This is a genomic window from Sphingobacterium sp. BIGb0116 (genome assembly GCF_024808035.1).
GTDB lineage: Bacteria > Bacteroidota > Bacteroidia > Sphingobacteriales > Sphingobacteriaceae > Sphingobacterium > Sphingobacterium paramultivorum.
The window spans coordinates 294750-320489 of sequence record NZ_JANUDT010000003.1 but is presented as its reverse complement, the minus strand read 5'-3'; the positions used below and the strand labels follow the sequence as shown (position 1 = coordinate 320489).

Annotated in this window: 31 protein-coding genes and 1 tRNA gene; 16 read left to right on the top strand and 16 right to left on the bottom strand. The window is 39.8% G+C overall.

What is annotated here, in order from left to right:
* Positions 1–73: 73 nt before the first annotated feature.
* Entirely contained in the window at positions 74–403 is a 330-nt protein-coding gene (locus tag M2419_RS10260) for a DUF6660 family protein (RefSeq protein WP_153845982.1), read from the bottom strand.
* 511 nt (positions 404–914) lie between these two features.
* Between M2419_RS10260 and M2419_RS10255 the strand changes: the two genes are divergently transcribed.
* Both M2419_RS10255 and M2419_RS10250 read left to right on the top strand, forming a co-directional pair.
* Entirely contained in the window at positions 915–2519 is a 1605-nt protein-coding gene (locus M2419_RS10255) for a fimbrillin family protein (protein WP_259254926.1), read from the top strand.
* A gap of 79 nt (positions 2520–2598) precedes the next feature.
* Positions 2599–2769 (top strand): hypothetical protein, encoded by a 171-nt coding sequence (locus tag M2419_RS10250; protein ID WP_167512273.1) that lies wholly within the window; start codon positions 2599–2601, stop codon positions 2767–2769.
* Between the two features lie 98 nt (positions 2770–2867).
* On the opposite strand, the gene M2419_RS10245 is transcribed toward M2419_RS10250, so the two are convergent.
* The 7 genes from M2419_RS10245 to M2419_RS10215 all read right to left on the bottom strand — a co-directional run bounded on the left by M2419_RS10245 (position 2868) and on the right by M2419_RS10215 (position 10444).
* A complete protein-coding gene (locus M2419_RS10245) occupies positions 2868–3527 on the bottom strand; it encodes a DUF6266 family protein (protein ID WP_259254924.1) in 660 nt (219 codons plus the stop codon).
* A gap of 384 nt (positions 3528–3911) precedes the next feature.
* Entirely contained in the window at positions 3912–5078 is a 1167-nt protein-coding gene (locus tag M2419_RS10240; RefSeq protein ID WP_153845979.1) for an alpha-hydroxy acid oxidase, read from the bottom strand.
* A 99-nt stretch (positions 5079–5177) separates the two neighbouring features.
* On the bottom strand, positions 5178–5948 hold the full coding sequence (locus tag M2419_RS10235) for an SDR family NAD(P)-dependent oxidoreductase (RefSeq protein WP_153845978.1): 771 nt from the start codon (positions 5946–5948) through the stop codon (positions 5178–5180).
* Positions 5949–6005: 57 nt separating this feature from the next.
* A complete protein-coding gene (locus M2419_RS10230) occupies positions 6006–7649 on the bottom strand; it encodes a sodium:solute symporter (protein WP_153845977.1) in 1644 nt (547 codons plus the stop codon).
* Between the two features lie 9 nt (positions 7650–7658).
* Positions 7659–8879 carry an enolase C-terminal domain-like protein gene (locus M2419_RS10225; RefSeq protein WP_153845976.1) on the bottom strand — a complete coding sequence of 407 codons (1221 nt, stop codon included), beginning with the start codon at positions 8877–8879 and terminating at the stop codon, positions 7659–7661.
* A gap of 48 nt (positions 8880–8927) precedes the next feature.
* Complete coding sequence (locus tag M2419_RS10220) at positions 8928–9974, bottom strand: alpha-L-fucosidase (protein WP_153845975.1); 1047 nt, start codon at positions 9972–9974, stop codon at positions 8928–8930.
* A 41-nt stretch (positions 9975–10015) separates the two neighbouring features.
* A complete protein-coding gene (locus tag M2419_RS10215; RefSeq protein ID WP_182332099.1) occupies positions 10016–10444 on the bottom strand; it encodes an L-rhamnose mutarotase in 429 nt (142 codons plus the stop codon).
* A gap of 167 nt (positions 10445–10611) precedes the next feature.
* Here M2419_RS10215 and M2419_RS10210 point away from each other — a divergent pair, with 167 nt between their 5' ends.
* The gene (locus M2419_RS10210) at positions 10612–11490 is read left to right on the top strand and encodes an AraC family transcriptional regulator (protein ID WP_153845974.1); all 879 of its coding nucleotides are present in this window, start codon (positions 10612–10614) and stop codon (positions 11488–11490) included.
* Positions 11491–11626: 136 nt separating this feature from the next.
* The gene (locus M2419_RS10205) at positions 11627–12118 is read left to right on the top strand and encodes a low affinity iron permease family protein (protein ID WP_153845973.1); all 492 of its coding nucleotides are present in this window, start codon (positions 11627–11629) and stop codon (positions 12116–12118) included.
* 4 nt (positions 12119–12122) lie between these two features.
* On the opposite strand, the gene M2419_RS10200 is transcribed toward M2419_RS10205, so the two are convergent.
* Both M2419_RS10200 and M2419_RS10195 read right to left on the bottom strand, forming a co-directional pair.
* Complete coding sequence (locus tag M2419_RS10200) at positions 12123–12299, bottom strand: hypothetical protein (RefSeq protein WP_200845522.1); 177 nt, start codon at positions 12297–12299, stop codon at positions 12123–12125.
* Positions 12300–12423: 124 nt separating this feature from the next.
* Entirely contained in the window at positions 12424–13011 is a 588-nt protein-coding gene (locus M2419_RS10195) for a ferritin-like domain-containing protein (RefSeq protein WP_182332102.1), read from the bottom strand.
* 657 nt (positions 13012–13668) lie between these two features.
* Between M2419_RS10195 and M2419_RS10190 the strand changes: the two genes are divergently transcribed.
* Both M2419_RS10190 and M2419_RS10185 read left to right on the top strand, forming a co-directional pair.
* Positions 13669–14277, top strand: a complete 609-nt coding sequence (locus tag M2419_RS10190) for a DUF4142 domain-containing protein (RefSeq protein ID WP_259254919.1) — start codon at positions 13669–13671, stop codon at positions 14275–14277.
* A 73-nt stretch (positions 14278–14350) separates the two neighbouring features.
* Complete coding sequence (locus tag M2419_RS10185) at positions 14351–14851, top strand: hypothetical protein (protein WP_259254918.1); 501 nt, start codon at positions 14351–14353, stop codon at positions 14849–14851.
* A 33-nt stretch (positions 14852–14884) separates the two neighbouring features.
* On the opposite strand, the gene M2419_RS10180 is transcribed toward M2419_RS10185, so the two are convergent.
* Positions 14885–15118 (bottom strand): hypothetical protein, encoded by a 234-nt coding sequence (locus tag M2419_RS10180; RefSeq protein ID WP_153845969.1) that lies wholly within the window; start codon positions 15116–15118, stop codon positions 14885–14887.
* Between the two features lie 134 nt (positions 15119–15252).
* Positions 15253–15738 (bottom strand): DUF421 domain-containing protein, encoded by a 486-nt coding sequence (locus tag M2419_RS10175; protein ID WP_259254917.1) that lies wholly within the window; start codon positions 15736–15738, stop codon positions 15253–15255.
* A 230-nt stretch (positions 15739–15968) separates the two neighbouring features.
* Here M2419_RS10175 and M2419_RS10170 point away from each other — a divergent pair, with 230 nt between their 5' ends.
* The 4 genes from M2419_RS10170 (at position 15969) to M2419_RS10155 (ending at position 18519) form a co-directional block, all read left to right on the top strand.
* Positions 15969–16712: a nucleotidyltransferase gene (locus tag M2419_RS10170; RefSeq protein ID WP_159726798.1), complete on the top strand. Its 744-nt coding sequence runs from the start codon at positions 15969–15971 to the stop codon at positions 16710–16712.
* Between the two features lies 1 nt (position 16713).
* A complete protein-coding gene (locus M2419_RS10165) occupies positions 16714–17448 on the top strand; it encodes a metallophosphoesterase (protein ID WP_259254916.1) in 735 nt (244 codons plus the stop codon).
* Between the two features lie 177 nt (positions 17449–17625).
* Positions 17626–18180, top strand: coding sequence for a type 1 glutamine amidotransferase domain-containing protein (locus tag M2419_RS10160; RefSeq protein ID WP_259254915.1), 555 nt, complete (start codon positions 17626–17628; stop codon positions 18178–18180).
* 87 nt (positions 18181–18267) lie between these two features.
* On the top strand, positions 18268–18519 hold the full coding sequence (locus M2419_RS10155; protein ID WP_182332111.1) for a Rho termination factor N-terminal domain-containing protein: 252 nt from the start codon (positions 18268–18270) through the stop codon (positions 18517–18519).
* Between the two features lie 142 nt (positions 18520–18661).
* Here the strand turns inward: M2419_RS10155 and M2419_RS10150 are convergent, their stop codons facing one another.
* Positions 18662–19318, bottom strand: a complete 657-nt coding sequence (locus M2419_RS10150) for a response regulator transcription factor (protein WP_182332113.1) — start codon at positions 19316–19318, stop codon at positions 18662–18664.
* Between the two features lie 207 nt (positions 19319–19525).
* Between M2419_RS10150 and M2419_RS10145 the strand changes: the two genes are divergently transcribed.
* Complete coding sequence (locus M2419_RS10145; protein ID WP_088161489.1) at positions 19526–19741, top strand: hypothetical protein; 216 nt, start codon at positions 19526–19528, stop codon at positions 19739–19741.
* Between the two features lie 134 nt (positions 19742–19875).
* Here the strand turns inward: M2419_RS10145 and M2419_RS10140 are convergent, their stop codons facing one another.
* Entirely contained in the window at positions 19876–20436 is a 561-nt protein-coding gene (locus M2419_RS10140; protein ID WP_153845962.1) for a DUF4230 domain-containing protein, read from the bottom strand.
* A 202-nt stretch (positions 20437–20638) separates the two neighbouring features.
* Between M2419_RS10140 and M2419_RS10135 the strand changes: the two genes are divergently transcribed.
* Positions 20639–20712: transfer RNA gene (locus tag M2419_RS10135), tRNA-His, on the top strand.
* 185 nt (positions 20713–20897) lie between these two features.
* On the opposite strand, the gene M2419_RS27485 is transcribed toward M2419_RS10135, so the two are convergent.
* Positions 20898–21215 (bottom strand): YegP family protein, encoded by a 318-nt coding sequence (locus M2419_RS27485; RefSeq protein ID WP_409049508.1) that lies wholly within the window; start codon positions 21213–21215, stop codon positions 20898–20900.
* 940 nt (positions 21216–22155) lie between these two features.
* Entirely contained in the window at positions 22156–22935 is a 780-nt protein-coding gene (locus M2419_RS10130; protein WP_153845960.1) for a class I SAM-dependent methyltransferase, read from the bottom strand.
* A 174-nt stretch (positions 22936–23109) separates the two neighbouring features.
* Between M2419_RS10130 and M2419_RS10125 the strand changes: the two genes are divergently transcribed.
* The 4 genes from M2419_RS10125 to M2419_RS10110 all read left to right on the top strand — a co-directional run bounded on the left by M2419_RS10125 (position 23110) and on the right by M2419_RS10110 (position 25702).
* Positions 23110–24066 carry a helix-turn-helix domain-containing GNAT family N-acetyltransferase gene (locus M2419_RS10125; RefSeq protein ID WP_153845959.1) on the top strand — a complete coding sequence of 319 codons (957 nt, stop codon included), beginning with the start codon at positions 23110–23112 and terminating at the stop codon, positions 24064–24066.
* Positions 24067–24219: 153 nt separating this feature from the next.
* Positions 24220–24753: an RNA polymerase sigma factor gene (locus M2419_RS10120; RefSeq protein ID WP_259254914.1), complete on the top strand. Its 534-nt coding sequence runs from the start codon at positions 24220–24222 to the stop codon at positions 24751–24753.
* Positions 24734–25006 (top strand): hypothetical protein, encoded by a 273-nt coding sequence (locus tag M2419_RS10115; protein ID WP_153845957.1) that lies wholly within the window; start codon positions 24734–24736, stop codon positions 25004–25006. The genes M2419_RS10120 and M2419_RS10115 overlap by 20 nt, the downstream gene beginning before the upstream one ends.
* A 12-nt stretch (positions 25007–25018) precedes the next feature.
* Positions 25019–25702 carry an ATP-dependent Clp protease proteolytic subunit gene (locus tag M2419_RS10110; RefSeq protein ID WP_153845956.1) on the top strand — a complete coding sequence of 228 codons (684 nt, stop codon included), beginning with the start codon at positions 25019–25021 and terminating at the stop codon, positions 25700–25702.
* Positions 25703–25740: the final 38 nt, after the last annotated feature.

The window sequence follows — 25740 nt, the reverse complement described above, 5'->3', positions numbered from 1 at the left end:
TCCGAGCACAAAGCTGAATAAAGAACAGCATAGTGCGCTCCATCAGATTTGTTTCTAGAATTTTTACGAAAAATTAAGCATTAACCTTTGGCGGCTGCCAGATGCTTCCAAAATAACTGGAAACAATCGCTGTATTGAGGACAGGATTACGATTATCAAAATAAATTGACACCGGGACACCATCTATTTGTGGAAATAGATACGCATAAGCCGTTATATTTCCACTACAACAATTGCAATAGCAGAAAATAGAACAGGCATCAGATGCATCATCACTATGGTTATGAGTTTGGTTTAATTGTGTTTCCATAGCTGTCTGCTCACAGCGATTGCTAGAATCACTGCAGGGAACAAAAGAAAGTCCCATAATATATGCTATCAATATGAAAACAATTAACCTCATGAATACGCAAATTTAAAAAAAATAAATCATAATCTCCCCTTAACCCCGGAAATCTATTGGTTAGTATCAACTTCAGTACCTCCAATAAAATAAGGAGACAGTCGCTCTCAACTGAGCGTTTTTTTTCATCTCTTAAGCCTCATAAAACCGCACAATCCTACACAACATGATTGCTTGATGTTCTGATTAACTACAAGTAAATTATTATTCAAATAAAACGAATTGTAATTAACAGAAAAACACATAAAACATGTTCAAACAGCATTTTAAATACAAATGAACACTATTGTAGATGTTTCTCTACAAGAAATATAAGATAACATAAATACAGTAGATTAAGTAAAATGCTATTTATATAATTGCATCGATAAAAAATAACAGTAATAAAAACGCAATGGTATACCATATTTTAAATACAAATAGGCATACAACTGCAAGAGTTTTTGCAAAACAAATCAACAACGAAATCAAATAATCAAAAAATCAATAACAAAACAAAATGTCAATTAACATGAATCTAATCCCCCATCGCCGACTGACAAACCTGTTCATGCTAGGCTGCAGTGCTTTCGCACTTAGCCTCTACTCATGTAACAAAAGTGGAGAAAACACCGCATTAACAGGAGAAACTGTCGTTAAAATCAATCTATCGGGCGTAGAAGCTTACAATGAAACAGACAACAGTGCTGTTCAAAAGCAAGCATCTGCAAACGCTTCGCATTCATCAAGCAATGCACCTGATGTACAGGAAATGACTGTACCGTTAGAAAACGGAGGCTCAGTTGACGTTGTCCTAACAAACAATTCAGCGGTTACAAAAAGCCTCGTCGCTTCATCCAACCCCAAACTAGCGGCTGTCCAAACACAAGAGAAGCCATTGGACAAAAACGTCAAGTATAAAGTTGTTGTCTATGACAATCAAGGAGCTTACGTAACGGCAAAAGATTATAGCTACGGTGAGGAAGCTACTGCCGCGGGTATCGTTCTTGACGCCGGAAAATCATATACGTTCATTGCCTATTCGATCAATAGCACCACAGCATTACCGGCTATTAATAATCAAAACACGCTTTCTGCAGCGAACTTGAGCAATATTAGCGGTGATTTAATGTATTACACAGGTACATTAACGTTAAAAAGCGGTGTAAACAATTTAAATGTTGTATTAAAACACAGATTTAGCCAAATCACCACAACATTGACCATGGATCCAAGTATGACCGGAGCCATCACTCAAATCGGGACGGCAGTACTAAAACCTAGTCACAGTAGTGCTAATTTGAAATTCTCAGATGAAACATTAACATACAATGGCTTGAACAACGCCGGAGTCACCACACAATTCCCGGCTTTAGGAAATGGCTTACGTACTGTGATCAGTAACCCATCGTTATTGATCCACCCCACAACCAGCAACGGAACATTGATGCTCGGCAGTCTAACCCTTGATGATGAGACCAAAACAAACATCACCATTCCAAATGTTAAGATCAATCCTGGACAAAAATACGATCTGAAACTTAACTTCAGAACCTGTACACAAAATGTAACCAGCAGTGGTCTGGACTGGAGCTATCCAGCAACAACATCGGGTGGCAAAACCGGTATTATGAAAGACGGTAAATTCTATGCCAATGGAACAACAATTGATAGAAGCTTTACTGCTCCAGCCGCAGACTATGGTTTTGTTTTCGACATTACCGAATTGGACAATGCATTCAACATGGAAGTGAATGGTGTCAAATTAGCGAAACAGGAAATTCAATTTGAGGTAGGCGCTTCTTCTGCTCAAAACATCCAGTTTGTTGATGGAAGCAAATACGCTGGCAACAATATTGAAACCAACAAAAGAATCGATCAGGTTTACAACATGAAAGGTACAAGTACAAGTCCATTGATCAAACTTGTCATCAGCAGAACTGGCCAAGTAACCATGTTTGGTAGTAAAACATCCGGCGGTCCTTTATACGAACTTAAACTCGTGAATGGCAACAGCTTCAATACATTCCCTTGGAGTACAACACAAAGCAACACTGTAAAAGTAACCCAACTTGTTGATGGACGTACTATTATCAAGGGTGTAGGTGCTGGAAAGAAGAAAATCCCTTGCCAATAATCAATAAATAGATCAATAATCAGAAAGACTAAAACTTGCTGAATATAACATAAAAAAAAGCAAGATAAAAATAGATATTATGGAAAAGAAATTAGCGTACATCGCCCCCAAAATTAATACAACGACAATCGAACTTGAGCAAGGTATTGCAGCTGGTTCGGCCTACGCCAGACCAGAAGATGCCAACAGCGGTAAAGTAAACGAACAATGGGAAGTAGGATCAACAGATAATAGAAATATCGACTGGTAAACTATTTTCAATAGTAGACAAAAGGAAGGGGCAATCCAAGTGGATTGCCCCTTTTTTATGCAATTTTATAATACAGGATCGTGTCATCCACATTATACTCAAACCTTTAGCTTACCCAAGTGCAGACTGTCTGTATTACCTCCACCATAACTCTCGATAAAAAAGATATATACCTCATAGGTCGCTTCCTTTCTATGTTTTGGAATTTCAACAGTCTGTTTGCCAGACATTAAGCTGCTTTTCAAATCGTTCATCACAAGTGGATATCCACCCCCGTTATCCGCTGCATTATACAGGATTAAGAAAGAATCGTAAGATCTCGTGTCAAACTTTTCCTCCAGATAGGCATCATATTCCCAGGTGACCAGAAGCACTTGATTTTCTTGATCGAAATCCATTATGTAGGAAGTAATGGGATTGGGGCTTCCTTTGGCAATCATAAATTTTGGCCAATCAACGACAAAACCGTCTTCTTCCCGGATAAGTGCTTCGTTCAGATTATAAGACATCGCGACATCGTATGCCCGTTTAGGATAGCTGTACGCTTTATAACCCATATTGATGATCGGTTTTAATTGGCCAATATGTGACCTCACAATTTTGAAGCGTTTTCTACTCAGCAATTGCTCAGGAGTCGGCTCCCGTTTTTTAACGCGAGGGAGAGATCGTACATAATTTCCCGTTTTAGTCGACACAAACACAACAGAACCTGCTTTCCCGGAAACAGTTCCATTAACACCATTTTTGATGATTGCCATAATTGATTGATTATGTTATAGATAATAAAGATAAACATTAATACGGAAACATACGCATACCAAATTATAACAAACAACAGTTTTCAATCAATACTTAGACAGTAATTAGTCACTGTTTATTCAGTCTTTACTGAGCAAGCACTGAACAATCACTGAACGAGCACTGAACAAGCACTGTTTAAAAGTGGAATTTGGTTACCATCTGTTGCATCTAAGAACTAAAGGAGAAAAGGTAAAAGCCGACGACCTTTCATGCGAACCTATAAAGCAAAAAAAATGTCTCCTACATTTGCTTAATACAAACATAAGAGACATCTTCTTCTTTTTATCGTAGGTCTGATTGCCACCCCAAAGCGGGATCGAAAACTCGACCTGCTACTGCAGTTATAGGACAGCCTGCAGACGTTTTGGAAAATCTTCGATCTTTGAAAGACTCAATTGCTTCATAACCTGAAACAAATGCGTCTTAAACATATTGATTGTATGTTCCCCACCTTCATTGCCCAATGCGCCAACGCCATACATAAATGGTCTTCCCATAAAATTGAAATCTGATCCAACTGCATGTGCCCGCGCAAGGTCAACCCCTGATCGAATACCACCATCTAACATGATTTTTATTTTCTTTTTATATTCTGGGTTGCTCGCCAGGTGGATCAATGAATTGATCGAAGATTCACTTGCATCGAGCTGTCGTCCACCATGATTTGACACAATGACTCCATCAACACCCAATGCGATAGCAGCCTGCATATCTTCATCGGTGGCAATCCCTTTAAGCACCAAGGGCCCTTTCCAAAGATCCCGAATAGCTTTAATTTTCTCAACATCAACTTTACCCGTAAATGTCCTGTTCATAAACTGTCCCAGCTGCGCTAAATCAAGTCCCTTTTCCATGTAGGGCTTCAATGTTGCAAAAGAAGGAATTCCATGTCTTAATGTTTCTATTCCCCAAGTCGGACAGGCAAAGGTTTGCAAGATATTGGCGATACTCATTTTAGGTGGCATAGACAATCCGCTTTTTATTTCACGATAACGAAGTCCAAAAGCAGGCACATCCACCAGAACTACCAATACCGGACATTCAACAGCCTCCAGACGTTTAATAATATCATCGCGCAACCTGTTTTCCGTAGGATGATAGAGCTGAAACCAGGCTTTCCCATCAGATACCTCGGCAATACGTTCAATGCTACTTGTTGATACTGTACTCAAAATGTAGGGAATATCATTTTTTGCCGCCGCTTTCGCAAGAATCTCCGGTGCATTCGGCCACATCAATCCCTGAAGTCCAATAGGTGAAACACCAAAAGGTGCACTATAACGACGACCGAATAATTCTACAGATAAGTCTATTTCTTCACTTGCAAGCAGATATTGCGGCTTCAACAGAATATTATCAAAATCATTCTCATTTCTGGCAAGGTTCAATTCTTCATTTGCACCTCCGGTCAGATAATCAAATGCAAATCGGGGAATCCTTTTCTTCGCTTTAATCTTTAGATCTTCAACAGAAGGATAACGTGTATTATATATAAATTTCTGGCTCATGATTGATGTATTATTTATAAACAGTCTATGACTGCGCGCCAAACTTAGATAAATTGCATTTCAAATGCAAGCTAATTGTAGCTAATATAAAAAAATCTGTCATACATTTCTGCGATACCCCAATTCAGCACCACCACTTACAGGTAGATTTACCCCTGTGATAAAGCGTGCTTGGTTTGACAGCAGAAACACACAGGCATCGGCAATGACATCGCCCTCAGGACAGTATCCCAGTAAATGAATATCCTTCAAAAAGTCAAAAACCTGTGTCGGATGCGCTTGCTCCAGTGTCCATTTGTTGAGCATGGGTGTCATAACAGCTGCAGGCATAACCGAATTGACACGAATACCGACAGGTGCATAATCTATGGCCATAGATTTTGTCAACGCGTTGATAGCACCCTTTGTGGCAGCATATGCCGCATGGTTCTCCTGGCCAATATCCCCCACTAAACTGCTCGTATTTAGAATACAACCAGCAGATTCCTTTAAATGAGGATAACCATACCGCGTAGTTAGAAGAACACTTTTCATGTTGGTTTCCAGCAACCTTGTCCATTCATCGTCCGTAGTTTCATGCAAAGGCTTTGACGGGCTTGCCAGACCAGCATTGTTATGGATTGCATCAAGCCGCCCAAAAACAGCAACAGTCTTTTGGATGGCCAAATCAACTTCTCGGGCTTGCGTAACATCCGCACAGATACCAATATGTGGCGCGCCGATCAGTTCGGCTGTTGCATCTACCGATACTTGATCGAGACCAATAAAGGCCACCTTTGCCCCTGCTTTGACATAGGCTTTTACACATTCCAAACCGATTCCAGCACTTCCTCCTGTAATCAATATTATTTTATCTTCTAAGATTTTCACGTTTTTATTATTCTTGTATTTAGCATCAAGTTCCAAAGAATCGGAACAAATTAAAAATTAGTTGAAAATTACATATAAAATCACGACAATAGCTAACAGCAATGCCGACAAAATACGGTAATTCCCGATACCCGGCCAGGCTTTACCCCGAAGTGGATCCATAGGGCTCTTCCAGTACAAATCCCGACTTTGTGCAGTATGCTGCACGGGATACTTATACGATAACAAAACCTGAAGTAACATACAGATCAAAAACAAATAGAAAGCCATCATCATAAATGGAGTCTGTCCTACCCACGAGTCAGGTAGCAGCTTATTCAGCAAAAATACGGCAACCCCCAAAACAGAACCTATCCACAAGGTAAGTTTTGCAGCTGTTGCCGATGCCCCTTTCCAAAACACACCTAAAAGAAATACGCAGGTTATTGGTGGTGCAATATGTGCAATCACATCATTTATGCCATAAAAAATACTCTCATAGCGATCCAATAGCGGTAAAAGAGCCAGGGAAAATCCCATGGCAATAACTGCGGCAATTTTCCCGATACGAATTAGCTGCCCATCAGAAGCAGCAGGGCGCCGCTGTTTAAAGATATCGTAACTCACCATGGTCGATATCGAATTTAGCGCACCCGATATCTGACTCATTAAACCCGATAAGAGCGCCGCTACCAAAACACCGATCAATCCCGAAGGCAAAAGTTGCGTAATCATGAGTGTATAGATACCTTTTGAATTGACCTGCCCTTGATGGTCTACGCCAAGACTGCTTAAATCCAATTGACCTGTTTTAAACAGGGTATACGCAAATAGCCCGGGAAGCACAAAAATAAATACTGGCAGAATTTTCAGAAAACCACAAAAAAGGGCGCCCACACGTCCATGGTTTTCGTCCTTAGCTCCTAAAACACGCTGAACAATCGTCTGATCGGCACACCAATACCAGATACCCAAAATCGGATAGCCAAACAATACGGCATACCAAGGCATTCCACTTCCATCGTTGCTACCACGGAGCATAGAAAGACGATCAAGGGCATTATCCTCTACCAGAACAGCTTTCATCGGCATCCAACCGCCCATCTTGTCAAAAGCTGCAAAACTGATAATAAAAGCCCCAGCAAGCAACACAATTGTCTGGATAGATTCCGTCACCACAACAGCGCGTAATCCGCCCAATATCGTATATATTCCAGTTATCACACAGATTACCGTAATACTCAAATACATATTAAATCCAAAAAGTGTTCGCAGCACAATCCCTCCGGCCAACATCGAAAAAGCGATATGAATAACAATGGCCGATAGTATGGAGATAAACGTGAGCCAATCTCTGCTGGCACGATCATAACGCCGTTCCAGAAAGTCGGGCAAGGTTGTAACACCCGATTTGAGGTAAAATGGCACAAAAAAAAGCGCCAATAAGATTAAAGTAAAGGCAGCCATCCATTCAAAGTTGCCGTTAAGCAAGCCTGTATCAAATCCGCTCTGTGCCAAACTAACCAGATGTACCGTTGAAATATTAGTTGCAAAAAGCGCCAACCCAATGGCCGGCCACCGGAGTGTCTTTCCAGCCAAAAAATACCCTTCAGCGCTTATTTCTTTTACTTTCTTAAATCGCCCTGAGCCAGCCAATATGCCGACAACCAAAATCAACACAATATAAAAGATGGCGATACCTAAATCTAAATTTCCTAACATAACGTCAACTTATAACAAATCACAACTGCTTCCCACATCCATTGGGGTACGGTACACGCCATTTGCTATAGACACAGGATGTACAAAATGAGACTTTAGGTGTGGAATATGCTCCAAAAACAAAGCCTCATGCCCAAGGCTTATATGGTTAAACAAAACAAGATGCTGATGAAGCTGCCCCATATCACCGACATGCGGCACAACGGGAATATTATATTTTCGACAAAGTAGACTCACTGAAATAAACTCGCTCACACCGCCGACTCGAACAGCATCCACCTGTACAAATCCCGCCGCACCCATTTGAAGGTAATTTTTAAACAAGATGCGGTTCGGCACATGCTCACCCATGGCAACTTTTATCGGCGCAATGTGCTCGGCTAAGCGTTTATGCCCAACAATGTCGTCGGGATGTGTCGGCTCCTCAACCCAAAAAGGGTTCATCTCCTTAAGCTCTTGACAGATGGATAGCGCCTGAGGTAGCGTCCATTGCTGATTCGCATCGAGCATTACTTTGGCTTCATCACCCGCAACCTCCCGTACAATATGCGCACGACGAATATCCCGTAATGGATCTTCACTGCCTACTTTGAGTTTCATTGCGGAGAAACCGTTGTCTAAAGCGCGTTTACAGTTCTCCCGTACTTTTTCATCAGAATAGTTAAACCAGCCTACTGATGTGTCGTAGCCCGCATAGCCCTTTTCAATAATGTCCATTCTTTTATGACCAGTTGAGATAGTCGACTCCAGCAGGCTGATGGCTTCAGCCTTTGTAAATTCATCTTCCAAATAGGAAAGATCCAACGTATTGACAATCTCCTCAGCGCTGAGGTCGGTTAACAGCTTCCAAAGTGGAACTCCTCTTGTTTTAGCCCAGAGGTCAAAACAGGCATTTGTTACCGAAGCTAGGGCCAAATGAACGATACCTTTATGGGGACCCAACCAACGAAATTGCTGTTCGTTGCTCAACTTATTAAACAATTGACCAAAATCTGCCATAAGATCTTCAATTGGAATCCCTTTCAATCGTTCGGCATAGAAAGCTGCAGCACGACAGACCAGCTCATTTCCTGCTCCCAGTGTAAAAGCCAAACCTGTCCCTACGCGCCCCTTATCATCTACCAATCGAGTCACAGCATAAGAATAGATCGGATCCTTGTGTATCGCATCACTGCCCGCACCTGTAGCCAAAGGAAATCTCCGATCCTGAATATCAAACGTCTTTATCATAAAATCTTAACGTACTTGTTTTTAGTATTTAGGTTAATCTATTTTGAATTACAACTTTAACTTATCCTTTAATTTGCGCAAAATGTCAACATCCGAATCCTTTATGCGTCCCATCCGATTGGGACCAACGTTTAAGATCAGGATATTGTCTTGTGCTGTTGCGGTCTGATAAATCCCCGCAAGCTCTTCCAAAGACTTATACTTCTTGTCCGTGGTATTATAAAACCAGCGTTCTCCAAGTACCACTGTTGTCTCAAAAGGCATATAATACGTATTCCCCTGGGCAATAAAAAGCTTAGGATCGGGATTGATCGGAAGATAAGGATCGCCTAGCCTAAAATCACTTGGAAAATAACGTATAGGGTAATAATTCTGCTGATCTTTCGGCAAAACTATGTGTTTGTCTGTATTCTCAGGTGATCCTATACTCCAGTTTATACCAATTTGACATCCGGTAACCTTTTTCTTGATCAAATTGTAAATCGCCTGCGTGGGCCATCGATAGTTCTCTTTTTCCCAGCCACCGTCCAGCCAAAGCTCAACGATATCTGTATACTTTTTGGTTATATCAACTAACTCATTAAGTTGGTTCAACATATATTGATTATATGCTGCATCTGCAGACATGTCTTTTACATTGGGATTCTGCTTTCGGTCCCATAAAGAATAATATAAACCAAGGCGCATCCCCTGTTTGGCGCATTCTTTAGCCAGCTCCTGCACAACATTTGTCGCGTTTGAAGAACTCGCCACATCGTAGTCCGTATACTTACTATCCCATAAACAAAAACCTTCATGATGTTTCGTAACCAAAATCATGTACTTCATCCCAGCTTCCTTTGCTGTCGAAACCCACTGTTTAACCTCAATAGCCGATGGTGCATACGAGCTAGCGGGTTTAGATCCGTCTGTCCACTCCTGGTCATGAAATGTATTCATGCCAAAATGAACGAACATACCATATTTTCGGTCAATTTGCTCCCGCTGATAAGCATTGGGATGTATTGATGGAACAGGTACAATAGTCTTTGTCTGAGCACAGAGATTTGTTCCCAATACAGCAAGTGCCAAACTAAATAATAATTTCTTTCTCATGGTTATATAATGTTGGTTATTACAGCATTCATTCTTTTTCTTTATTCCGTATGGAATACCTCCGCCATACCAGACCATATTTCCCCTTTCTCCTGCGCATCGGACAGGGGTTGCTGACAAGGATCCGTTTCTTTCCACCAACGCTGTGTCTCTGGATCGGACGCCATCTTCTGCATATCAAGCTTGAAATTTTGTCCTACATATTCGAAATAGCTGAAAAGAAAAAATTTACCATCTATTTCCTTCAAAAAAATAGAATAATTGCGGATATGACATGCGTCGATCTTTCGAAGTACTGTGGGCCAAACCTTGGCATGAAGTTTCTTATAATAAGCTACTTTCTCTGCTTTTAATCCTGTTATAGATGCGTAGCGAGTCACAGTACGACTTCTTTCTGCAGACCGAAAGGCTGTCGCACAAAGTACGACAAAGACGATCATGATGCTATAAGGATATAATTTAGGATTCATAAGTTCTGCACGTTATTTTATACTATTCGAAATTACGTGCTTAACAGTACCGTGACTACTGCTAGATTGCTCATTTCTCCCACTATATTAACATTTTTACCTCTGTTTACTTATTTTTAGGACAAAATAAGCTATCTTGCTTGTTCTTAATTAAAATAACCAAACGCATGAAACCTGTTTTTGCAAAAATTCTGGAAGGTGCAGCTATTACGACTTTTGCGACCAAAGATGTCCAGCGACCATTCTTCTCCACCGAATTTCACTTTCATAGCGCCTGTCAGATGACCTATATTGTGGAAAGTGAGGGAAAACGGATCATTGGAGATAATGTGAGTAACTTTGCTTCTGATGAACTCACTTTTGTAGGACCCGATCTGCCACATGTCTGGCACAATAACAATATAAATTGCCCAGGCTCTGCTATTGCGGAGACAAAGACATCCCGCTCTTTGGCCTTGTATATAGAACCAAAATTAATGATTAAACTTTTAGGGCATTTCTTTCAGACACACAAAATCGAAGCATTCTTTTCGGCCTCAAAACGTGGTCTCCTATTCCGTGGCGCAACAAAGGAACAATTGAAGGTAAAGCTAAAAAAGATTGTACAGCTGGATTATGGCTTTGAGAAAACCATTTTGTTATTGGAGATTATCGAATTGATGTTATCAACAGATGAATTTGATTACCTCTCCAGCGCGGGATACACCCACAACTATAGTCCTATTGACAATAGTAAAATTGACAGCATCTTTAAATTCGTATTTAACAACTATACTGGAGAAATTCAATTGGATCAAGTTGCGCAGCTATCTAATATGTCGAAACATTCCTTTTGCCGTTACTTCAAATCCCGTACGCAGAAAACCTTCGTCCAGTTTGTCAATGAGGTGCGCATTAGCGAATCCTGTAGATTGATCGCTGAAAATAAGCATCAAATCACGCACATTGCTTATGCCTGTGGTTTCAATAGCCTTTCAAACTTTAATAAAATTTTCAAGTCAATTAAAGGAGTCACACCTAGTCAGTACAAATCTCAAATACGGTAGTAGCAACAAAGCAGGTAGGTCATTCTTAGCTATGGAGCAGACAAACCTTTGAAAAACTGATCTTTTAAGGTAAAAGCTAATAAATGCAAACAAATTCGGTTTCAGTGGGGTCTCTATAGAAACTTAAAGTTTAGTGATGAAAAAGAGAAAAAACTTATTTGAACGGTTCTCAAACTGGGCGACACACGCAACTGGTAGTTCAGCAGCATTTATTATTGCAACCTCTACAGTTATCATTTGGGCAGTAAGTGGCCCCATATTTAACTACTCTGAAACCTGGCAACTGGTCATCAATACAGGTACGACCATTGTTACTTTTCTAATGGTATTTCTTATTCAAAAATCGCAGAATAAGGATTCAAAGGCAATCCACCTCAAGCTCAATGAATTGATTGCCTCTCACGAAGGCACTAGCAATAGAATGGTTAATTTGGAAGATCTCAGTGAAGAAGAACTTGATCAGCTTGCGAAATTTTATGCCCACGTCGCTAAACTGGCGCTTCAGGAAAGTGATCTTACCTGCACACACTCAATTGATGCCGCAAAGGAAAATCACGCTTTTAAAATGAAGGCTCGAAAAGAAAGATACGACGCCTCAGACGATAATAGAACAGACAAGACGGATTAGCATTTCAAATTATGGATGGCAACCTTCCCGATCCATTATGACTGTCCTCGCCATGATTAGGTCGAGGATCCATTTCACAACAGAGTCCTGGCCAAGGTTGAGACTGGCTCTTAAACGGTGGTTTTGGGTATTCAATTTTACCAATAGCAGCCGTTCTTCCCATATTATCTGAATATTTCATAGCTCATTTTTTGTAAAAGGCCCAACGAAATTGAGCCTTTTACATTTTCTTTACGTAGTTGCTTTTATTAAAACACGCATTAATCATGTCCTTCGGCTTTCACAATCTTGTTATAGACAGCTACCTATTTAGCTTTCGAATTAAGATTTGTATCGGCCAGCGCGCTTAGATCTTCGTCGCATTTCTTTTCCTCACCCAGTGTTTCAAGTAGTAATTTCAATGCATCCTTGTGCTCTAACACTTTTGCAAAAGCCGCCAGCGTACCATAAGTAGCAATTTCATAATGTTCCACCTTTTGAGCCGCAGCAATAATAGCGGCATCCCGAACAGCCCCGACTTCTGTTTCTTTCATAAGGCTTTCGGCTTCTTCAACCAAGCCCGCCATCGCTTCACATTTTTCAGCTTTTGCTTTCACTCCTATAAACTCAAAACATTGTTCGAGGCGATCCACATGTGTTTCTGTTTCCGCCAAATGTTTAGAAATAGCAGATTTCAATTGTTCTGAACTTGCATTTTTTTCCATCTTAGGAAGTGCCTTTGTCAGCGCTTTTTCAGCCCAGTAAATATCTTTCAGACCATCTTCAAATAATTCGGCCAAATCCTTTGCTGCACCTGCCTCGGCACGTAGCTTTCTTCCTTGCGAAGCAGATCCTGAAGTTGATGTGCTACCTGATTTTGTGCTTGTTTTGCTTTTGTCTGCTGTTGTTGCCATAATAATAAGTTTTATGCTCCGAAGAGCTGTTCGTCAAATAAACAGATCTCAAACTTTTTTCGTTCAGCCAGTCATGCTGATACTTTCAAATCAAGCATTTACCACATATCTCCAGTAAAAACACGTTTTTCCGAAACAAGACCCCAAAAGAACAACCACGCCACAATTAACGTACAAATCATGCTACATTGCGTACTAACACAATTAACGATCTGACAACAGCGGTGGTTCATCAACAAAATGATTATAAATTAAATGTAGCATGAATAAAAATTGTACAGTTCAGGATCCCCATCGAGGTATGGGCATCCAAAAACAACTGTTTCATAGCTGTCTGTTTTTTATTTTTAGTTTAGTTGAGAAATTGATTTTTGACTGTCCCCCAATTGACATAAGAGCTTTAATCATGATGTAATACGAATTTGTACGATGTATTTACGTAAACAACACAGTTTTCGATTTAAATACGTAAAATATAACAGTTCCAAACCCTAACTTCTCGACCACTGTTCACTATTAAACACACACAAAAGAGTCTATGCTTATATCATCAGATCGTCTTTATCCTTTTTAGCATCCTCTATCATCCTTAGTTATGGACAAGAAGGAAATGATAACCGAAAAAGCATACATCGTTAACAATTAAACAATAGCATTATGAAAACCATTTTAAAAACTTTGGGAACGCTGCTTGTGATTTTTGCCTGCATTTTAACAGTACAGGCGCAAGACAGCAACCCCGCTCAGCCACAGCCTGGAGACCTGGACTTTGCCAGCAAAGCCACGGCCAGCAACAATTTCGAACTGCAGGCAGCAAGCATTGCTCTTGCAAAATCACAAAACGCAAATATCAAACAATATGCACAGATGATCGCAGACGACCATACTGCTGCTGGAAATGAACTGTCGACCATTGTAAAGAATAAAAATTGGCAGCTGAGTACGAGTGACGATCAAAATTACAAAGTTATGATCGACCAACTCAATAATGCGGACACAGCAAATTTCGACCGCGTCTATACCGATCTGATGGTTAAGAGCCATCAGGATGCTATTTCACTTTTCAAAGATGCAAGTACAGGTACAGCAATTACAGATGCTGACCTTAAGAAATTCGCTACTGATAAAATCCCCGCATTTGAAAAACATCTTGATCAAATTAAAAATATGCAGCCTTCAGATCCTCCGATAAGTGATATGCGCATTACACCCAATGCGCCATCTCCAGCAATCAAGAAAAAAGTACCCAAACCGACATTAAAATAAAATCATATTTCATTCATTCACTCCGGAGGACAAAGTCATTAAGGCTCTGTCCTTCGTTAATTCTCATAATACCATGGAACAAACATTCGACTACAAACATGAACTTCTTAATAGACAAATGGCGCTACGTGCTAAAATTGAAGAAAGCCCTATTGCGGGCGAAATTAAAATGAGTTATGGGCTGGATTTTTATCAGGAAGAAGTGCGGTCTATGGGTCTAGCGATGATTCGCGATGGCTGGGACATGGAGGGCGAACAACTGATTCTCGAATACGTACACGAACACTATCCGACACGATCGAGGGATGAACTTATTTGGATCAACAAAATGATGCATTACCTGGAGGTTATTACTGATACCTTTATCGATAATCTACATGCTGAGGGCTACCGCTGGTTACAAGGGAATGTGGATATACCCAATGAGCACGCGATATTCTACCCAGTTCATGACTTAGATGCATTCGGAAAATTAGCCCAAGAACTAGGGTTGAATACACTTGTAGATCTGAAAATACCTAACCCATTGGAACAGTTGCGAGGTTGGATCTATTATCGTTCTGGAAGTAAATAATTTTGCGCCATTGTTCGAAAAGATACAACCAGGTCAATCCGTACTTTTATCGCGATCCAAATTGTCTAATGGCACCCCTTCTTTTGCGCTCCCATCCTCATTTTTTGTCGTATCTTTTCCACGGCTTCGGTGGATATTGTCCAAGGGTAGACCATTTTGGTTGACTACGGTGTCTATCTTAGTTTCCTCTCCTCCATTATTAGCGCTATTATCGCAAGATATTGCTGTTGCAGCAAATGCGATGGCCAAATACACGTATTTAATCATAATCTATATTTTTAATTTATTCTTCTTTAACCCTTCCCAGTTTAGCTATGCGGAGTGTCAACAGGCTTTGATTCAGGTGATCCTTTTTAACGTAGAAGTTTAGTTTTACCAAGGAAAAGTTACCTGTTAAGTATTTATTTTCTTTCCTTGAGTGTAAAGCTTATTCGACCATTCGGTTCCATCAAAGCCATATCTACTTCATCGAGGTGCTTGCTGTTTGTTTCTAGCCGCAAGCTCGTCAGTAGATCTGTGCGACTTACCCCCAGTCGATCCATCTGATCCCATTGGATTTTACCGTTCTTGTATAAAACAGCCGGCTTACCTTTTACCATATTACCCAAATAGGGAAGCCGGGCCGATACCTGGGCCAGGATTTTATTGACAATAATCATTACAAAGCCGGCAAACACCGTTGACAGGAACGGCGAGGCGCCAACTATTCCTCTAGCCAACACTGCCCCTAGTATAATAATGATTACGAAATCCACCTCCGACTTTCGACCTAGAATTCGAATTCCTCCTAATCGAACCAAAAAAAGCGCTATAATAAACATAATAAACGCGCGCGATCCCATCTGTAACATCGTGAGATCCTCACCAGAGCCAAAAAAACTGTCCATATTTATGCTGTTTTTATACCTTTGTTATACGCCCATCCATACTTCATCGGGCAATGAGCCTTTACTTTATTTCAGAACATTTTATTTCAGAACATCGATAAGAGCCCTCCGAGTTCCAACAATTTTTAAATTGAGTACTTTTACCTATTAAACAGGTGGATAATACGTTTTCATTGACTATCAACAAACTACTTCATTTATTTGACTGTCTTTAAGGAAAAGTAGACAATATGATTCATTTAGATAATCCACCTGAGGATTGCTTGGCTTTCTTTCAGGATACATTGAGGCTGCTGCAGGAGAACGGATGTCAATTTATGGTAGGTGGTGGTTTGGCCATGTTTCACTACACTGGGATCATACGGCCTACGAAGGATATGGATATTTTTTGCAAAAGCAGCGAATACCCAAAAATTCTCAAACATTTTGCCGCTAGCGGTTATAAAACAGAACTGACGGATGTGAGATGGCTGGCCAAGATTTACAAGCCCCCCTACTTTATTGATATTATTTTTGATAGTGTTAACCACAATTGTACTGTGGAACAAGATTGGTTTGACAGGGGGCCTGAAGGAGTGCTGTTTGATACAACAGTACGTTATATGCCCGCAGAGGAACTCGTTTGGTGTAAACTGTATGTGCAAAACAGAGAGCGGCACGACAGCGCCGATATAAACCATATTTGGCTAAAATATGGGAAGAAACTGGACTGGGATCGCTTATTGGCGCGGATGGATCAACATTGGCACCTCTTGTTGGCTCAAATGCTCATCTTTCAGTTTACCTATCCGCATGACTATCGCGATATTCTTCCAAAGGACTTATTTGATCAGCTTATTAAGCGGGCAGCAGATCAGTATGAACTACCTCCTTGCTTAGAGAAAGTTTGCCTGGGACCGCTCATCGACCAGACGCAATATGAGATCGATATTAAAGAATGGGCGTATAAATCATATACCATAAAAACTGTTTGAGATGAATAAAAAGACAACAATAGCCGCTTTGGGCGATATACATATGAATGCTAATCAGCATGGAAAATGGAAAACAAAATTTGAAGAGATTTCAGAAAAGGCAAAAGTCCTGCTATTGTGTGGTGATTTAACCGACACGGGTGATGAAGAAGAAGCTGAATTACTCGTTGCCGAACTTCAATCCATCAAAGTTCCGGTCGTCGCCGTATTAGGAAATCACGATTATGAAAAGGGACGGCAGAAACAGATTCGCCAAATTTTGACCGACAGTAAAATTACGGTTTTGGACGGCGAAGCAATCGTGATCGAAAATATTGGTTTTGCTGGGATAAAAGGATTTGGTGGAGGATTTGACCGTTATCTGTTATCGATGTTCGGCGAAGATGCCATGAAAAGTTTTGTGCAGGAAGCTGTTAACGAATCATTGCTCCTGGACCGCGCTTTGGCAAGGTTAGAGCAAGAGCATGCAGCTATAAAAAAAGTCGCTTTGCTCCATTATGCACCTATCGCAGAAACAGTATTGGGTGAACCCGAACAGATTTATCCTTTCTTAGGCTCAACACATTTAATGGAGCCGCTCCAGCGGCGTAAAGTTACTGCTGCCTTTCATGGGCATGCGCATGCGGGAAAATTCAAAGCCCTATCCCCCGCCGGAATACCGATTTATAATGTGGCAGTACCTGTATTGAAAGCTCATCATGGCGACGATACATGCTTTGCACTTATCGATATTTAATTAAATTTTATTCATTTGGTGTAGCTTTATCCGATACTTTTTATTCAAAATCAACTTTAGCTTCACATTATGGCAACTGACAAACCCCAGCTCGAAGGTAATTTATTTCAAACCTTCATAGGTTTAGATCCGTTCCCTTTAAGAACACAAAACATATAATACAAACAAACTTTAGATATGGAAAATTTAAAAAATAAGCGGATTGCCATATTGGTAGCCGATGGATTTGAAGAAATTGAATTGACCAGTCCCAAAGAAGCGCTGGAAAATGCAGGCGCCAAAACAGACATTTTATCACCGACTAAAGGAAAAGTTCGCGCAAAAAATGGTGATGAATGGTCAAATGATTATCCTGTCGATGTTGCTCTTCAGGAGGCAGAAGAGGATCAGTACGATGGATTGCTGCTACCCGGCGGAGTCATAAGCCCCGATAAATTGAGAACCAATAAAACGGCTATTGCTTTGATCAATGCTTTTTGGGAACGCGATAAACCGATCGCGGCAATTTGTCACGGTCCACAATTACTTATTAATGCGGATTTGGTACGTGATAGAAAAATAACGTCTGTCGAAGCCATTCAAATGGACCTGATTAATGCAGGCGCATTATGGGAAGACAGTAACGTCGTCGTTGACGATAAACTTATTACGAGCCGCACGCCCGACGATTTACCCGCTTTTAATAAAGCCATTATCAAAGCATTTGCTATGGAAAAAAAGAACAAAGCGTAATAGTACCATCCAATAACGTATTAAAACGACCAACCTTTTGTACCTGTAACATGTTCAGCATATAAGTAACAAATAAAACAGAACATTATGAATACAACAAAAAGTTCAAGCCATACGACTGCCAAAGGACAATCGCAGGGCAACAGCAGCAACAAAGAAAAAAAATCAGCTCCAGCAACTGCTAAAAGCGCTTCTGCGTCTAAGAGTTCACAAAATGGAAGTTCCGAAAAAACCAAAGCTGAGCTCTTGGAAATGGCAAAGAAAATGGATATCACAGGACGTCATGATATGACAAAAGATGAACTTATTAAAGCCATCGACAAACAGGGCAAAAAATAGACCCGTTTTTAACGGATAGGTTCGGCCACTATAAAAAAGACCCGCAGCAGATGCGGGTCTTTTTTATTTCTTTTTTCCATTTTGGTCCCGACAACGCGGTTTTCATTCTTTGTAGCCATATTCATCTATTGTTGTTGTTCAATTAATGTAAAAGCATATGATGAAAACCAAATCGGACAAGGCCCGCGGTATTTTTTGTATTGGTTTTCTCGATAAGTTTTTGTCGATGTCCTTCTACGGTACGTTTGCTTAAAAAAATACGGTCAGCAATCTCACCATTGGTATATCCCTCAGCGATTAGTTCCAAAACGTGCAATTCCCGTTCTGAAATATCATATTTTAACAAAATACGGTTTAGGTCCAGGGCCCTGCCCGCATAGTTTTTATACTCATTAAGACAGGAAGCACTTAAGGAACCACTGATATATTTTTCTCCTTTAGCAACTTGCCGAATGCCAAAAAGTACCTCATCACAACTACTATCCTTCACTAAATAGCCATCTGCTCCGGCACGTAATGCATTTGCCGCTATATGTTTGTCATTTTCCATCGTCAACGCAAGGATTTTTATATCGGGGTATTTCTGTTTGGCAAATTCAATGAGGGCTATCCCTCCCATCTCGCCCATATTAATATCAGTAAGGATCATATCCGGTCGATGATTGATTTTTAAAACATCCAAGGCTGCCTCAGCACTTTCAACATCAGCCAAAACAGCGATATCATCTTGCGTTTCTAAAATCAGCCGAAAACCACATCTTACCAAATGATGGTCGTCGACAAGCAATATCTGAATCATATCTGTCTGTTTAATGAACTTATGTACTCATAGGAACAGTACTCAATTGTAAAAAGTTTTTTACAATTTATCTAAAAACAAAGAATATAAGGTTGGATTTCTTTTTCTATTATAATAGCTAATTTAAAATCCGAAACCCTTTTGACCTGAGCTTTGTTCTTCGGCTGAGTGTATGCAGCGTCATGCCATCATTAAACAATAAATAATATGAAGAACCCAACAAAATTAATTGCCGTCGGTCTAATTTGCTTAGCAGCCTATGGATGTAATGGCGTTAAAACTGATGATCAAAAATCAAAGGAACTGATGCGGGACTCCGTTCCCAACGATACCACGACGATACAATATCGCGATACCACATCTGCAGAATCCCGTGGAGAAATCCCGCCAACACCACAGCCCGATACATCGACAAAAAAGTAAAACGAATATAACTTAGCTATTGTTCTTTGCTTGATAATAGCATAATTATGAAATCCTCCCATCGTGAGATGGCTGGAGATTAGATTTATTGTAGAGAGCTAGACAATGTTAACATTGCCTAGCTTTTTTTGAATTTATTCGAAAGTCAGGTTGATCTTCGAAAACCCCAATCCCTGTAAGAGCGGTTTAAACACGGTGGTTGCATTGGCCTTGGTTTGCTGCAGAATGTCTGATTTCTTAACATCATCAGCAACAGCTTTTTCCGCGGCTTTGTAAGCTTCATCCACAAGCTCTGCTTCGCGCAAGAAAGCCATTTTCGTATCATAGACTTTGGATGCTTCATGATCGATCTTGATGTAACAGATTTCTGGAGCAGGCAATTTGATGGAAACCGAATCCCCTACAACCTTGATATCTTCCGGACTAAGCTTTGTAAGATTCACACAGCCTACGGCATCTGCTTTGACTATTAACAATACACTAGCGTCGGGCAAAAACGTATTCACGTTTTTATGCTCCACCACATCGCTATAGCGGTATTTGACCAATTCCAGTTTTCCCATTGCTTCAATGCGATCCACCAACAACTGATGTTTGCTTTCCACTGTCGGTCCGCTGTTATATTTTTTATACACGAACCAAGCGCCCACTGCCAAAATGGCTACGATAATTAGAAATTTTAAAAATTTTCCCATAAACTATAGTATACAAATTAAAGACCAAGCTGCTTTTTTAGGCATTTAACCTGAAAATATTACCTAAATATTATTCTCTAGGGTCGCTAAACGGGCACGCTTGAAAATTATACCTTTTGATAGACAATTGTTTAGTCAAAAAGTTTAAAAAACATTTGGAACATATAAGCTATAATACTACTTTTGTGACATCAAAATCATGGTAGGTATAGCTCAGTTGGTTAGAGCACTAGATTGTGGTTCTAGGGGTCGTCGGTTCGAACCCGATTACTTACCCAAAAGGCAGATCAAATGATCTGCCTTTTTTGTTTTCTTGTAACTCCTTGTTAATCTAATCTATTCAAAAAAACTGAACTGACCTATACGGTTCGATGTAGTAGGTTTTTGTAAGTAGATCATTCAGGAAAAATAAAGGGCTACATTATTGGACATTAAATATTATCCTAAGATCATTAAACCAATCACGAAAGAGTCCGGTCATTGATCAATGCTGTTTCAGAAAATGATCTGACGAATTCAATTGCATTTATTAAACTGGCCAAGCTTTCATACTTTAGGCCACTACCTATGATCTGGCCATTAGTCCCTGTTAACTCAAAATAGAGTTTTCCACTGATGGCTCTACACTTAATTTTAGTATCATCTTTTGCATTTCTACGGATGGAAGCAATGCTATTTAAACAATTTTCTTTAGTTATATAACATTCACTATTTAAAATTACCTGTCCATTGTCTGCGATTAATTGAAACGGATATTCGCCATATTTCGTTAATGTAATCTCAAATATTCCCCTTATCCAATTTGAAAAAAGTTATACTGTCCAAGGGAATTCATTATAAAACATAAAAAATCCCACTCATACAGATACGGTGGGATTTTTAGCAGTCTATTTGACGGATTCTTTGGGAACCGGAACTAGACAAATTAAATGTTATAGCTAATAATTTTGCCATATCGTAATAAGAACAAAGCTAATTCATTAGTCCTTTCTTTCATTATCCTAATCATTCCATTTGTTTACAAATTTATTTATCAACTAGGCTAGTATTTTTTTTCATCTGATCAGTCTTCAAAAACAATAAAAAATGATTTGAATTCATTTTCTATTGTTTTTTATTCTAAGTCAACAAATAGTATAAGTAAAAATTTAAATCGCGCAAGGAATAAACCAAATTATCCAATCTATAAAATGATATACACTATACTTTTGACACTCATATATTAACAGCATACATATTACTTAAATCTTCTCTAAAAGGAAAGCTGAACTAAATTCCGAGGATCTACGTCGGAAAAATCGAAATGGAGCATTATATTGCGGCAAGATCATCCAACATTAACACAATAGAATCTGTCAATATCAAAAAGGATAGACTACAAATTAATTAAATATTGCAGTGCTAAAGGAATAAATGAACATATATTATTGGGTAAAGAAACTTACCCACTCCGGCGGAACTTGACGGATTCTTGGAGACCGAAGCGAGGTAAGTATATCTTTTGTAGATGTAGTTTTTGTTACATTACAAATGTAATCTATTGAAGCATAAAACATGTTGCCATAATCATTCCTTCCGTTTACAAATTCAACTATTTTATAATTTTTCAAGACTCGTTTACCCTTTATTACCCTGTGACGGTGGGAAAAATACGTTTTAAGCATCTTTTTCAGATAACAACAACACAATACACATGAAAGGTGCTATCTCTACAAACTATTAACGCCACATAAACCCGCCAATACGGAAAAAACGGAGCAACTTGTTGATCATGGTCAAAGCAGGTTTCTTAATCTTCCATTTTAATCCATCGAATCCTGTGGGAGCCGCATTGAAATCTTTCACTGTCGCCGCTCCTGTCTTCATATGTATCGGCGCTTCATCCCTTCGATGCTTCTCCACGACCAAGATGCTATCATAGTAGTGTAGGGAACTTACCGAACGCGTAAATCCATTGACCTTCAGTCCACGTTGTTCGGAATGGTAAGCATTGATGTAATCAATAAAATTTTTACTGTATTCAATAAAAGTACCATTCCTTTTATGGCCACCACCATAAAATACCTGATAAGATGTATGTAAATCTTCGCAAAGGTAAACGCCATTATCTTTCACATGATCAAAAAGCTCCTCAAATGTCACAATCTGTTGTATCATCGTATGGCCGCCATCATCGATCAATATATCGATCGGCGGAATGGATTCTTTTACCTGGCGTAGGAACTTCCGGTCCGACTGTGAACCAATAAATATCTCTACATTCTCTTCTTCGAGTTCCTTACAGTGCGGATTGATGTCGATACCGTAAATTTTCGCACGATCACCAAAATAGTTCTTCCACATCTGAAGACTTCCGCCCTGAAAAACCCCAACTTCCAACACCACGATCTCTTTGTCTTTGAAACGACTAAAATGTCTGTCGTATACATCGAAATAATGCATCCATTTATTGATTAGCTTCGCATCATTATTTCGGAAATAAGTTTCTAACTCGTTCATGTCCTTCGGTCTATTTTAAGGGGTTCTGGTTTTTTATGCTTTGAATTTATTGAAATATAACGAAAAAAGCAACGACATATTTTTGTTTCAGCAGAATTTTAAAATTTAAATTTTACAACATTTAAATTATTTTCCTACATTTACATAACTGGTTATATAATTACTTATAATACAATGGAACTATTTGAAAAAACAGGAAAAATAGCATTAGGAAGCAGATTGCGCTACATGGCTTCAAATATCACAGAAGAGGCCGCCCGATTACATGAGCTTTATCAGATTGATTTTGCGCCCAAGTGGTTTCCCGTGTTCTTTATCTTGTCTGAGGGTGATTCAAAAACAATTACCGATATAGCAACAGAGATTGGCCACTCCCAGCCATCAGTCACTAAAATCGTTAAAGAAATGATCAACGCAGGTCTTGTAGAGGATAACCTTCGCTCTGTGGATAAACGGCGAAATATGGTTGCATTGACCGATAAAGGAAAAATGCTTTGGGAAAGAATGAAAATTCAATGCATCGATATCGATCGCGCCATAGATGGGATTATCCAGGAAGCCACGCACAATCTATGGGAAGCTTTAGCTGAATGGGAATTTCTCCTTGAACAAAAATCCTTGTTGAAACGCGTTCAGGAACAAAAGAAAATGCGTGAAAGTAAGGATGTCAACATTGTTCCATACAATTCAACATACCGCCTGGCATTTAAGTCTTTGAATGAGGAATGGATTTCTACCTATTTTGAAATGGAAGAAACTGACCATAAAGCACTTGACAATCCAGAGGAGTATATTTTGGCAAAAGGGGGTAAAATTATGGTTGCTCTTTATAACGATGAACCTGTAGGTGTATGCTCACTTATTAAAATGAATCATCCCGATTTTGACTATGAATTGGCAAAAATGGCGGTATCCCCAACAGTGCAAGGCAAAAGTATAGGCTACCTTTTGGGAAGAGCAATTATTGAAGAAGCAAAAACCTTAGGGGCTTCAAAACTGTTTCTCGAAAGCAACACCATTTTGAAACCTGCAATCAATCTCTATTACAAGTTGGGGTTCCAAAAGATTAGCGGCTATCCAAGTCCTTATCAACGATGTAATATTCAGATGGAACTGGATTTAAAAAAATAGCCTTGAGCAGTAGAAACATAAACTGGAATAAGCTAACTCAGATAAGCGAATGAATGCTTCCCTTTTTTGGGGAAGCATTTTTGTTTAACTAATTTTTCAAATAAAAGGTGATACTTTTCGCTAAATTGGTACATGTCTATAAATGATATTGCTATGCAACAATTGATCAATTCAAATCGAACAATAGACCGGCAGGTGCTCTTTATGAACTTGTATAAAAGTACATTTCCCATCGTGGCTAAGTATATCAGTCGCATGGGAGGTAATTTGGATGAAGCCAAAGATGTATTTCAGGACGCTTTGCTGGTGTATTATGAAAAGATTCTTTTAACAGCAGCACCACTAAACAACGATATTGGCTATTTGGTTGGAACAGCCAAAAATCTATGGTTAAAACGGTATGGTCAATCCAGTCCAAACCTTCCCCTGGATCAAGTGGATATTGCTTTGACAACCGAAGAGTCTCCTTCTAGCACAAGGCTGTTTCGTTTTTTGGAGACTGCTGGGCGTAAATGTTTAGAACTCTTGAAAAGCTTCTATTATGATCAAATGTCACTGCAGGAAATTGCAGATGAATATGGCTATTCGGGAGCAAGGAGCGCCACTGTACAGAAATTTAAATGCCTGGAGAAAGTTAGAGAATCCGTTAAACAAAAATCCCTGGTTTATGATGACTTCATGGAATGAAACCCAACAGATAGAAGCGTATATCTTTGGAATAGCGGAGCCGGAAGATGCACTGCTTTTTGAAGCGAAATTGGTGTTGGACGAGGAGTTGGCACACAAGGTTATTGCGCAACAAAAAGCTTATGCAGCTATTCGGCAATTTGGGCGCAAACAAGTGAAAATGGAAATTGAAGCCATAACGCAGGCATTATTTACGCATCCTGAACATGTCTCTTTTAGAAAAAAAATAATAAAGCTATTTAGCAAATCCTAAATTCCTAACATCATGACGATTGACAAAAATGAATTCCGCAAATTTGCGGTAGGGCATTGTTATGTCCAAAAAGATCTGGTGGATCATTATATTTCAGGCATCGAGCAGTCGCGCATTCCGCTGGCCATGACGCCATATATCACCGAAGAACGCGAATTGCGCGTATCACAAATGGACGTATTTTCCAGATTGATGATTGACCGTATTATCTTTATGGGTGCTCCCGTAGAATCCAACATCGCCAATATCGTACAAGCCCAACTGTTATTCCTTCAATCTGTCGACCCAAAAAAAGATATACAACTGTATATCAACTCTCCCGGAGGCGAAGTGTATGCCGGATTAGGCATTTATGATACAATGCAATTGATCAGCCCGGATGTTGCAACGATCTGCACCGGTATGGCACTCTCCTTTGGTGCGATATTACTCTGCGGCGGTGCTGCCGGCAAACGTAGCGCGCTGGAACACGCACGGGTGATGCTTCATCAGCCACTTGGCGGTGTTCAAGGCCAGGCTTCGGACATCGAAATTACAGCCAATCAAGTGCTGAAAATCAAGAAAGAGCTGTATGATATTATTGCCAAACACAGTGGACAGAGCTATCAACGCGTACATGATGTCAGCGACCGGGATCACTGGATGGTTGCTGCAGAAGCAAAAGAATTTGGAATTATTGACGACGTACTAATCTAGCAAGGATAAGTAAATTTATTGACAGTTTCAATCGGGCT

Coding starts and splice junctions, on each gene's coding strand:
- M2419_RS10180 (WP_153845969.1), bottom strand. CDS start 15,118: ATGATTAAATACGTGTATTTGGCCATCGCATTTGCTGCAACAGCAATA.
- M2419_RS10230 (WP_153845977.1), bottom strand. CDS start 7,649: ATGTTAGGAAATTTAGATTTAGGTATCGCCATCTTTTATATTGTGTTG.
- M2419_RS10150 (WP_182332113.1), bottom strand. CDS start 19,318: ATGATTCAGATATTGCTTGTCGACGACCATCATTTGGTAAGATGTGGT.
- M2419_RS10190 (WP_259254919.1), top strand. CDS start 13,669: ATGAAAACCATTTTAAAAACTTTGGGAACGCTGCTTGTGATTTTTGCC.
- M2419_RS10115 (WP_153845957.1), top strand. CDS start 24,734: ATGATGACTTCATGGAATGAAACCCAACAGATAGAAGCGTATATCTTT.
- M2419_RS10155 (WP_182332111.1), top strand. CDS start 18,268: ATGAATACAACAAAAAGTTCAAGCCATACGACTGCCAAAGGACAATCG.
- M2419_RS10160 (WP_259254915.1), top strand. CDS start 17,626: ATGGAAAATTTAAAAAATAAGCGGATTGCCATATTGGTAGCCGATGGA.
- M2419_RS10260 (WP_153845982.1), bottom strand. CDS start 403: ATGAGGTTAATTGTTTTCATATTGATAGCATATATTATGGGACTTTCT.
- M2419_RS10225 (WP_153845976.1), bottom strand. CDS start 8,879: ATGATAAAGACGTTTGATATTCAGGATCGGAGATTTCCTTTGGCTACA.
- M2419_RS10250 (WP_167512273.1), top strand. CDS start 2,599: ATGGAAAAGAAATTAGCGTACATCGCCCCCAAAATTAATACAACGACA.
- M2419_RS10140 (WP_153845962.1), bottom strand. CDS start 20,436: ATGGGAAAATTTTTAAAATTTCTAATTATCGTAGCCATTTTGGCAGTG.
- M2419_RS10175 (WP_259254917.1), bottom strand. CDS start 15,738: ATGGACAGTTTTTTTGGCTCTGGTGAGGATCTCACGATGTTACAGATG.
- M2419_RS10185 (WP_259254918.1), top strand. CDS start 14,351: ATGGAACAAACATTCGACTACAAACATGAACTTCTTAATAGACAAATG.
- M2419_RS10200 (WP_200845522.1), bottom strand. CDS start 12,299: ATGAAATATTCAGATAATATGGGAAGAACGGCTGCTATTGGTAAAATT.
- M2419_RS10220 (WP_153845975.1), bottom strand. CDS start 9,974: ATGAGAAAGAAATTATTATTTAGTTTGGCACTTGCTGTATTGGGAACA.
- M2419_RS10120 (WP_259254914.1), top strand. CDS start 24,220: ATGCAACAATTGATCAATTCAAATCGAACAATAGACCGGCAGGTGCTC.
- M2419_RS10205 (WP_153845973.1), top strand. CDS start 11,627: ATGAAAAAGAGAAAAAACTTATTTGAACGGTTCTCAAACTGGGCGACA.
- M2419_RS10145 (WP_088161489.1), top strand. CDS start 19,526: ATGAAGAACCCAACAAAATTAATTGCCGTCGGTCTAATTTGCTTAGCA.
- M2419_RS10165 (WP_259254916.1), top strand. CDS start 16,714: ATGAATAAAAAGACAACAATAGCCGCTTTGGGCGATATACATATGAAT.
- M2419_RS10130 (WP_153845960.1), bottom strand. CDS start 22,935: ATGAACGAGTTAGAAACTTATTTCCGAAATAATGATGCGAAGCTAATC.
- M2419_RS10170 (WP_159726798.1), top strand. CDS start 15,969: ATGATTCATTTAGATAATCCACCTGAGGATTGCTTGGCTTTCTTTCAG.
- M2419_RS10255 (WP_259254926.1), top strand. CDS start 915: ATGAATCTAATCCCCCATCGCCGACTGACAAACCTGTTCATGCTAGGC.
- M2419_RS10215 (WP_182332099.1), bottom strand. CDS start 10,444: ATGAATCCTAAATTATATCCTTATAGCATCATGATCGTCTTTGTCGTA.
- M2419_RS10110 (WP_153845956.1), top strand. CDS start 25,019: ATGACGATTGACAAAAATGAATTCCGCAAATTTGCGGTAGGGCATTGT.
- M2419_RS10195 (WP_182332102.1), bottom strand. CDS start 13,011: ATGGCAACAACAGCAGACAAAAGCAAAACAAGCACAAAATCAGGTAGC.
- M2419_RS10240 (WP_153845979.1), bottom strand. CDS start 5,078: ATGAGCCAGAAATTTATATATAATACACGTTATCCTTCTGTTGAAGAT.
- M2419_RS10210 (WP_153845974.1), top strand. CDS start 10,612: ATGAAACCTGTTTTTGCAAAAATTCTGGAAGGTGCAGCTATTACGACT.
- M2419_RS10245 (WP_259254924.1), bottom strand. CDS start 3,527: ATGGCAATCATCAAAAATGGTGTTAATGGAACTGTTTCCGGGAAAGCA.
- M2419_RS10125 (WP_153845959.1), top strand. CDS start 23,110: ATGGAACTATTTGAAAAAACAGGAAAAATAGCATTAGGAAGCAGATTG.